Below are 2,645 nucleotides of genomic sequence, written 5' to 3' on the forward strand. Positions count from 1 at the left end.
GGGGTGAACTATCTCGCCAACGCCTTCTTCGTCGTCATTGTCGGCGGCGTCGGCTCGATCGGCGGCCTCGTCGCCGGCAGCGTCTTCGTCGGCGGGCTGACCAGCATCCTCAATTATCAGATCTCGCCGTCGCTGGCGCAGGCGGTCGTGCTGCTGGCGGCCATCGTCGCTGTCCGGCTTCGGCCCAACGGCCTGTTCAACGGAGCGTCGCGATGATCGCCCGCGACCGCAACTGGCTGCTGATCTTCGCCGCCTGCGTGGCGCTCGCGATCATCTATCCGTTCTTTGTCGGCGGGTATCAGCTGACCGTGATCCGCGACGCGCTGATCTTCGGCCTGTTCGCCGCGAGCCTCGACTTCTTCTGGGGCCGCACTGGAATCCTGTGTTTCGGCCACGCTGCGTTTTTCGGCATCGGCGGCTACATCATGGCGCTGATCACGCTCAACGATGCGATCTCCTTCGCCAGCCTGCTTGGCATCATCGGTGCGGTGGCCGGTGCGGCCTTGGTCTCCGCCATCATCGGCTACTTCCTGTTTTTCGGCGGCATCCGTGGCAGCTATTTCACCATCGTCACGCTGGCCATGGGCGTCATCTGCCAGCAGGCGGCGGTCTCCTGGAGCTCGGTCACCGGCGGCGACAGCGGGCTGATCGGCATTCCGCCGATTGCCTTCGATGTCGGCGGGCTGCACGTCGATCTCAGCCAGGACCTGCCCAGCTACATCTTCGTCTCGGCCATCGTCGCGGTGACCGTGCTGGCGCTGTGGTCGATCAGCCGTGGCCGCTGGGGTACGGTGCTGACCGCCATACAGGACAATGAAGTCCGGGCAGCAGCGCTCGGCCACAATGCGCCGTTGCGGCTGCTCGTCACCTTCGTCCTGTCGGCGGCGATCGCCGGCCTTGCCGGCGCGCTCTATGTCTGCATGGCGGGGTTGGTGGCACCGGATCTGTCCGGACTGCTTCTGTCGACGGAAGTCATCGTCTGGGTGGCGGTCGGCGGGCGCGGCACGCTGCTGGGGCCGGTGCTCGGCGCCATCTTCATCCAGCGTGCGCAGCAGACGATCAGCAGTTTCAACCCGAGCCTGTGGCCGCTATTGCTCGGCTGTGTCTTCGTCATCATCGTCTTCGTCCTGCCGGACGGCATCCTGTCGATCTACGCGCGACTGAAAGCCCTGTTCAAAGGCGGGAGGCGCGCACAATGAGCGACATCCTGCTCCAGGCCGAAAATGTCGGCATCCGCTTTGGCGGGCTGCAGGCGCTGGAGGCCCTGAACCTCACTGTACGCGACAAGGAACTCTGCTGCATCATCGGCCCGAACGGCGCCGGCAAAAGCACCTTCCTCAATGTGTTGACCGGTACGCTGCGCCCGACCAGCGGCAGCGTGCGCTTCCTCGGCCACGACATAGCCGGCCTGCCGCTGCATCGCATCGCCCGGCTCGGCATCGCGCGCAAGTTCCAGATCCCGTCCGTCTTCCCGAGCCTCTCGGTGGAAGACAATGTGAAGGTCGCCCGCTGGGGGGCGCCCTCGCCTGTGCGCCCGGTTGGCGAATTGCTGGAATTGGTCGCGCTGAGCAATCGCGCCGCCACACCGGCCGGCGAACTCGCGCATGGCCAGAAGCAATGGCTGGAGATCGGCATGGCGCTGGCAATCGAGCCGCGGTTGCTTTTGCTCGACGAACCCACCGCCGGCATGACGCCGCAGGAGACGCTGGCGACGGCCGATATGCTGCTACGCCTAAAGGGCGAGTTCTCGATCGTCGCCGTCGAACACGATATCCGCTTCGTACGGGCGCTGAACTGCGAGACGCTGGTGCTGCATCAGGGACGCCGCCTGCGCAGCGGTCCTTTCCATGACATCGAGACCGACGAAATGGTCCGCGATGTCTATCTGGGGAGGCGCTGATCATGCTGCGGACAATGGCGGTGTCAGCCGGCTACGGCCCGCTCCCGGTGCTGAACGGCATCGACCTCAGTGTCGCGCCAGGCGAAGTCGTCGGCCTGCTCGGCCGTAACGGCGCCGGCAAGACGACGCTGCTGCGCGTCATCGCCGGCGGCTTGCGAGCGAGCGGTGGCGCGGTGGTTCTCGGTGACAAGGACCTCACGAACGCGCCGGCCTTCCGCCGCGCGCGGGCAGGCATTGCGCATGTGCCGCAGGGGCGCGGGATCTTCAACCAGCTGACGGTGCGGCAAAACCTGGAGGTCGGCACCCGCGCTGCCAAGGACCGTGGCGACGGCGGCATTTCGGCCGACATCTTCGGCTATTTTCCGATCCTGCGCGAGCGCGAAGCGCAGGTCGCCGGCACGCTTTCGGGCGGCCAGCAGCAGATGCTGGCGATCGGCCGCGCGCTCTGCGGCCTGCCGTCGGTGCTGCTGCTCGATGAGCCTTCGGAAGGCATACAGCCGAACATCGTGCAGTCGATCGCCGAGCTGGTGCCGCGCATCGCGCGCAAACGCAGCATCGCGATCGTGCTGGTCGAGCAGAATCTCGATCTCGTTCTCAAGGCATCGGACCGCTGCCTGGTGATGGAGAAGGGCAGGATCGTCCATGAAGGCGCGCCGGAGGCGTTCGCCGACGAGACCCTGCTGAAGGATCTGTTGGCCCTATAAGGCGCGCCTGAAGCGCGCCTTATAGGGCCAACAGATCCTTC

General features: G+C 65.9%; 3 protein-coding genes and 1 pseudogene. All 4 read left to right on the top strand.

Annotated elements, in window-relative coordinates:
• Positions 1-216: pseudogene (locus tag EN969_RS25925) on the top strand (branched-chain amino acid ABC transporter permease); the annotation flags it as partial.
• Positions 213-1,199: a branched-chain amino acid ABC transporter permease gene (locus EN969_RS25930; RefSeq protein WP_024502520.1), complete on the top strand. Its 987-nt coding sequence runs from the start codon at positions 213-215 to the stop codon at positions 1,197-1,199. The pseudogene EN969_RS25925 and the gene EN969_RS25930, both read left to right, overlap by 4 nt.
• Entirely contained in the window at positions 1,196-1,900 is a 705-nt protein-coding gene (locus EN969_RS25935; protein WP_013532995.1) for an ATP-binding cassette domain-containing protein, read from the top strand. Before EN969_RS25930 ends, EN969_RS25935 begins: the two co-directional genes overlap by 4 nt.
• Positions 1,901-1,902: 2 nt before the next feature.
• On the top strand, positions 1,903-2,604 hold the full coding sequence (locus EN969_RS25940) for an ABC transporter ATP-binding protein (RefSeq protein ID WP_063167561.1): 702 nt from the start codon (positions 1,903-1,905) through the stop codon (positions 2,602-2,604).
• The last annotated feature ends 41 nt before the right edge of the window (positions 2,605-2,645 follow it).

The sequence above is a fragment of the Mesorhizobium sp. M7A.F.Ca.CA.003.01.2.1 genome (assembly GCF_003998945.1).
Lineage (GTDB): Bacteria > Pseudomonadota > Alphaproteobacteria > Rhizobiales > Rhizobiaceae > Mesorhizobium > Mesorhizobium ciceri.